The organism is Streptomyces sp. NPDC057543, assembly GCF_042801895.1.
Classification (GTDB): domain Bacteria; phylum Actinomycetota; class Actinomycetes; order Streptomycetales; family Streptomycetaceae; genus Streptomyces.
On sequence record NZ_JBHVFF010000424.1, the window covers coordinates 1 to 5,219 of the forward strand.

A 5,219-nucleotide genomic window follows, 5' to 3' on the forward strand; every position below is an offset into this window, starting at 1 on the left:
ACGCGGGCCCGTTCAGCGGCAGCGGTTGTACGGCGGTGGCCGGTGTGTCCTCCCCGAACACGGCGAGGAGCTCTTCGGAGAGCGGCAGGTCCAGGGTGTCCTCGGCGGCCGTGTCGGTCTGTGGGGCAGGTCCGGGACCGGCGTCGGTGTGCGCATCGGCGGGAGCCACGGTATTGCTCTCCTCTCGGCGGTTCAGGCGGTGGTCATCGTCCTTCAGACATACAGCGGGTTGGCAATGGTGACGTACACGGACTGGGTGTCGACAGGCCCGACGAGCTCGTCGAGGCCGTGCAACCGGGTCAGCAGGTTGGCCTTGCAGCGCAGTTGGGGGTTGTCCAGCAGATGTGCGGGCAGCGGCGAGCCGAGTGCGGTCGCCGAGCCGAGGAACCGGCGGAACGCGGCGATGAGCACGTGTTCGTCGGCGAGGCGCTGGGCGCCGAAGGCCCCGATCAGGCCGAACACATTGTTGATACCGAGGTAGTAGGCGAAGCGTTCGTCGGTGACCGTGTCGGAGACGAAGGTGTCGCTGACCGATCCGATGCCGGGGAGCCGGTGCTCCAGTGCCGCGCGGTGGGACTCCCGGAAGTAGTAGCCCTGGTTGTCGCGGTACCGGCCGCCGACGGGCCAGCCGTGCGGGTCGAGCAGCACCAGGGTGTTCTGCTGGTGGGCTTCGAGCGCCACGCCCGCGTGGGCGTCGAGCCAGAGCACGGGGCGAACGACGCGGTCGAGGTAGCGCAGGAACCACTCGGTGGCGACAGCTCCCACGGCTCTTCCGGTGGCGGCGGCCAGGGAGAGAACGATCTCGGCGAGGCGGGAACGCATGCCGGCCCGGCCGGGCCAGGGGCGCGGAGCGGTGAGCGCGGCGATGCAGACGGCGTCGTCGTACGGGCCGAAGGGGTTGTGGCGCAGCATCACGTCGAGGCCCGCGACGGGCTCTCCGCCCGGGCCGTCGACGGCGAGCCAGGCGGGGTCGCGGACGATGTCGAAGCCCGGGTGGACGGCGTGCCACTGCGCGGCGAGTCCGCTGCGGAGCAGCCGGTGGACCTCCACTCCTCGGTGGAGTTCCTTGCGGAGGTTCTCACGACGGGAGTTGGTGATACGGACGCCGAGGGAGAGCTTGAGCATGACCTCGGCACCGGGCCGATGCACGGTACGGACGGAGGAGGTGGGGTACCAGTGCTTCCCGTGCGCTCCCAGGTCGTGAAGGAGTCCGGCGTCGAGCAGGGCGACCACTTCGGGCCGGTGGCCGAGTTCGCGGGCCTGCCAGGGGTGGAGCGGAATCGGTGCGGTGTTGTCGGGGAGCGGCATTCCTCCGGCGTGGGAGGTGACCAGTTCCGTGGCCGGTACGGGTCGGCCTCCGTCGGTCCAGGCGGAGTCGGTGGCCAGCACGGACCGGTCGACGGCCATCCAGTGCAGCGGGAAGGAGCCGTGCAACTCGGGTGAGTAGCGGCGGGATTCGGAGTCGGAAAGGCCCTCGCGGCTCTTGGGGGTGGGGTGGAGCGGGTGTCCGAGGAGAAGTGACTGCTCGGCGGTGAGAAAGAAGTCCGCTTCCGGCGGGGCATCCGGAGTGCGACGCCGTTCGGCGATGAAGCCGGCGGTCCGCCGTACCGAGTCGGCGACCCGGGCCACCATGTCGGCGCCTTCGTGGTGGTCGGCCTCACGGCCCAGGAGAGCGGCGACCGTGACGGCGTCGGCCGTCGGTGCTCCTTCGGGCGCCGCCTCCAGGACAGGCGTGCCGAAGCGGTGCCAGCCCGTCGCGGACCAGTAGACGACGGGAACGAGCAGCGCGGTTCCGCTTGCGGGGAGGGGGATCCGGAGAATATCCCCGGCCGGCCGGGGGAGGTCGCTCTCCCGGACCCAGCAGCGGAGCAGGTTCTCGGTTCCCGCCATGTCGGCGGCGCGCAGCGGATCCGGATGGTCGAGGAGGTCGGCGGGTGCCACGCCGGTGTTCGTGCACCTTGCGGCGTACTGCTCGTCGTGCGGTGCCGCCTTCTGGCGCGGCACGGTGGTGTGCTCGATGACGAGGTTGCCGGTGTGTGCGTCCTGTCCTCGCTGCTGGGTGGGGGGAGGGCCGTCGGCCTGGGGCGCGGGGGTGGGGTTCACGGCGGTCTTCCTTGTGATGGTGTCCGGGGTCAGTGGATCGACCCGGTCGTGTTCCTGCGGTGCGGCAGGCGCTCGGCGGCTGCCAGGGCGTCGGCGAGGCGGTCCACGACCGCTGTTGCCTGTTCGTCGGTGAGAGTGAGGGGCGGCAGGAGCCGCACGACGGTCGAGTGGCGTCCGCCGAGTTCGACGATGAGCCCGCGGCGCAGACATTCCTGTTGGACGGCAGCGGCGAGGCCCGAGGCAGGCGGTGGCTCGGGACTACCGCCCTGCGGAGCGGCCTCGGGGTCGACGAGTTCCACTCCGATCATCAGGCCCCGTCCGCGGACGTCTCCGATGGACGAGTGGTCCGTGGCCAGCGCCTGAAGGCGTGCGATCATCCGGGCTCCGAGCATCGCGGCACGCTCGGCGAGCTGGTTCTCCCGCACGAAGGAAAGGGTGGCCGTACCGGCCGCCATCGCGAGTTGGTTGCCCCGGAAGGTGCCGGCGTGGGCGCCCGGCTGCCAGGTGTCGAGCTCGGAGCGGTAGACGATCACCGCGAGTGGGAGAGAACCGCCGATGGCTTTGGAGAGCACCATCACATCGGGCACGATCCCGCTGTGTTCGACCGCCCAGAAGGCACCGGTGCGACCGACGCCGGTCTGGACCTCGTCGGCGATCAGGGGGACGGACCGGGTCTCGGTGATCTCGCGCATCCGGCGCATCCAGTCGTCGGGGGCGGGGTTCACGCCGCCCTCCCCCTGCACCGGTTCGAGGATCATTCCGGCCGGCGCGGGTGCGCCTCCCTTGGGATCGTCCAGGAGGCTCTCGGTCCAACGGGCGGCCGTCTCCGCGCCGCGCGCGCCGCCGATACCGAAGGGGCAGCGGTAGTTCTGCGGGAAGGGCAGCCGCGTCACACGTACGTCCTCGGCGCCGCCCGACGCGGCCAGGGCTCCCGCCGTCATCCCGTGGTAGGCGCCGGTGAAGGCGAGGAGTCCGCTGCGGCCGGTCGCGGCACGGACCAGCTTGAACGCCGCCTCCACGGCGTCCGTACCGGCCGGTCCGCAGAACTGGATCCGGGCATTGTCGGCGAACTGCCGCGGCAGGGTGGCGAACAGCTCCGTGGTGAAGGCGTCCTTGACCGGGGTCGCGAGATCGAGCACGTGCAGCGGTGCGCCCGAGTCGATCACGTTCCTGATCGCCTCCAGGACCACCGGGTGGTTGTGCCCGAGCGCCAGGGTGCCGGCCCCGGAGAGACAGTCGAGATATCGCCGCCCGTCCGCACCCTCGATGGTCATCCCACGGGCCCGTACCGGCACGATCGGCAGAGAGCGCGCGTAGGTACGGGCGGCGGATTCGCGCAGCGATTGGCGGCGCAGGATCCCCTCGTGCACCGCCGGTGCTGCCACCGGAGCTGGTTCGGTCACGGCCACGGCTGTTGGTCCTCCTGCTGTAACAGTTGCGTTGCACGTCAGTACGTCGGCGTACGGACGGACTGCGGGGATGAACGCTGTCCTCGAGTCCCTCGCACGTACCAACGACGCCGGTCGCGGTGGATCACGGGTAAATCCGAAGATCCTTGCGGGGGCGGAACCGTGGCCCTGCTGCGTACCGTCCCCATCGGCACCGGCATAGTGGGGGCCGCACGGAGGGCTCGGGCAGTTTTTCGGGTGTCCGCCGGACGTTCGGAGCAAACGGCTCGGAGCAGTGCCGAAGTGCAGTACAGAAGCGTTGAGTTACGAAGTCCCAGGGGGATCACGACATGCGACTCATTCGACCAGTTCCCACCACCCGTCGGGGGAGCGCAGGCCGCACGCGTTCCTCGGCGCTCGCCGTGGCCGCGGTCGCCGCGGTCCTCGCACTCACCGCCACCGCCTGCGGGCCCGACGAGGACAATGCCGGCAACAAGCCGGTCAGCCCGGCCGGCCAGTCCTCGGACGGCAAGATCACCATTCCGGACGATCTGAAGGACCGGCTCAAGGAACACGGGATCGACCTCGACCAGTGGAGGAACGGCGAGTGGAAGAACTGGGACAGGGACAAGTGGCTGCGCGAGGCCAAGGACTTCGTCAATCCGATCATCGAGGGCCTCTGGGACCCGGACCGGATGCGGGATGCCGACAAGTCGCCGGAGAAGCCGGTCGACAATGACATCTCGGGCGATGTGGGCGTGACGGACCCGACGCCCGCACCGGTCCAGGCCACCGGCGTCCGGACGCCGTACCACGCCAACGCCGCGGAGTCCGGGAAGCTGCTGTTCGACAGCCCCGAGGGTTCCATGGTCTGCTCCGCGACCGTGGTGAAGGACCCGGCGCACCCCGGGAAGTCCAACCTGGTGTGGACCGCCGGACACTGTGTGCACGCCGGCAAGAAGGGCGGCTGGTACCGCAACATCGCCTTCGTGCCCTCGTACAACAACAGCGGTCTGTCGACCGCAGAGCTGCAGAAGGCGACCAAGCAGGAGATCGCCCCCTACGGCGTGTGGTGGGGTCAGTGGGCGCAGACGTCCGACCAGTGGATCTCGCAGGGCTCCTCGGTCGGCGGGCAGGGTGCCCCGTACGACTTCGCGGTACTGCACGTCACGCCGGAGAAGGGCTCGACGGGCAAGTCCCTGGAAGAGACGGTCGGCTCCGCGCTGCCCGTCGACTTCAACGCCCCGGCCGTACCGGAGATCGCCGGCATGACGGCCACCGGCTTCCCGGCCGCTCCGCCGTACGACGGTCAGAAGGCATTCCAGTGCGCTGACAAGCCGGGCCGGCTCTCGCTGACCGCGCAGGACCCCACGATGTACCGCATCGGCTGCACCATGACCGGTGGTGCCTCCGGTGGTGGCTGGGTCGCGGCGGGCCAGGACGGCAAGCCCGCGCTGGTCTCGAACACCTCCATCGGCCCGGTGACGGCGGGCTGGCTGGCCGGGCCGCGGTTCGGCAAGGAAGCCAAGGGTGTCTACGAATCGGTCAGCAAGAAGTACGCGGGACAGTGACGACGGACCGTCACCCGGACCGGTTCGGGTGACGGTGACGGTCCATCAGGGCCCCTTGCGCGGCAGTTGCCCGCCGGGGGCCCTTCCGTTGCTCCGGGTGGACGGTGTCCACGTGGCACGGAGCACGGACCGCCCCGTCATCGAACGACCGATGGCC

General features: G+C 70.2%; 3 protein-coding genes. 1 reads left to right on the forward strand and 2 read right to left on the reverse strand.

The genetic code is table 11. The features are described from left to right. Window positions 1–213: 213 nt before the first annotated feature. Both ACFU8Q_RS38815 and ACFU8Q_RS38820 read right to left on the reverse strand, forming a co-directional pair. A complete protein-coding gene (locus ACFU8Q_RS38815) occupies window positions 214–2,103 on the reverse strand; it encodes an IucA/IucC family protein (RefSeq protein ID WP_384464094.1) in 1,890 nt (629 codons plus the stop codon). Between the two features lie 29 nt (window positions 2,104–2,132). Beyond that, window positions 2,133–3,512 carry a diaminobutyrate--2-oxoglutarate transaminase family protein gene (locus ACFU8Q_RS38820; RefSeq protein ID WP_384464097.1) on the reverse strand — a complete coding sequence of 460 codons (1,380 nt, stop codon included), beginning with the start codon at window positions 3,510–3,512 and terminating at the stop codon, window positions 2,133–2,135. Between the two features lie 329 nt (window positions 3,513–3,841). On the opposite strand from ACFU8Q_RS38820, the gene ACFU8Q_RS38825 reads away from it, so the two are divergent. Beyond that, on the forward strand, window positions 3,842–5,062 hold the full coding sequence (locus ACFU8Q_RS38825) for a trypsin-like serine peptidase (protein ID WP_384464100.1): 1,221 nt from the start codon (window positions 3,842–3,844) through the stop codon (window positions 5,060–5,062). Window positions 5,063–5,219: the final 157 nt, after the last annotated feature.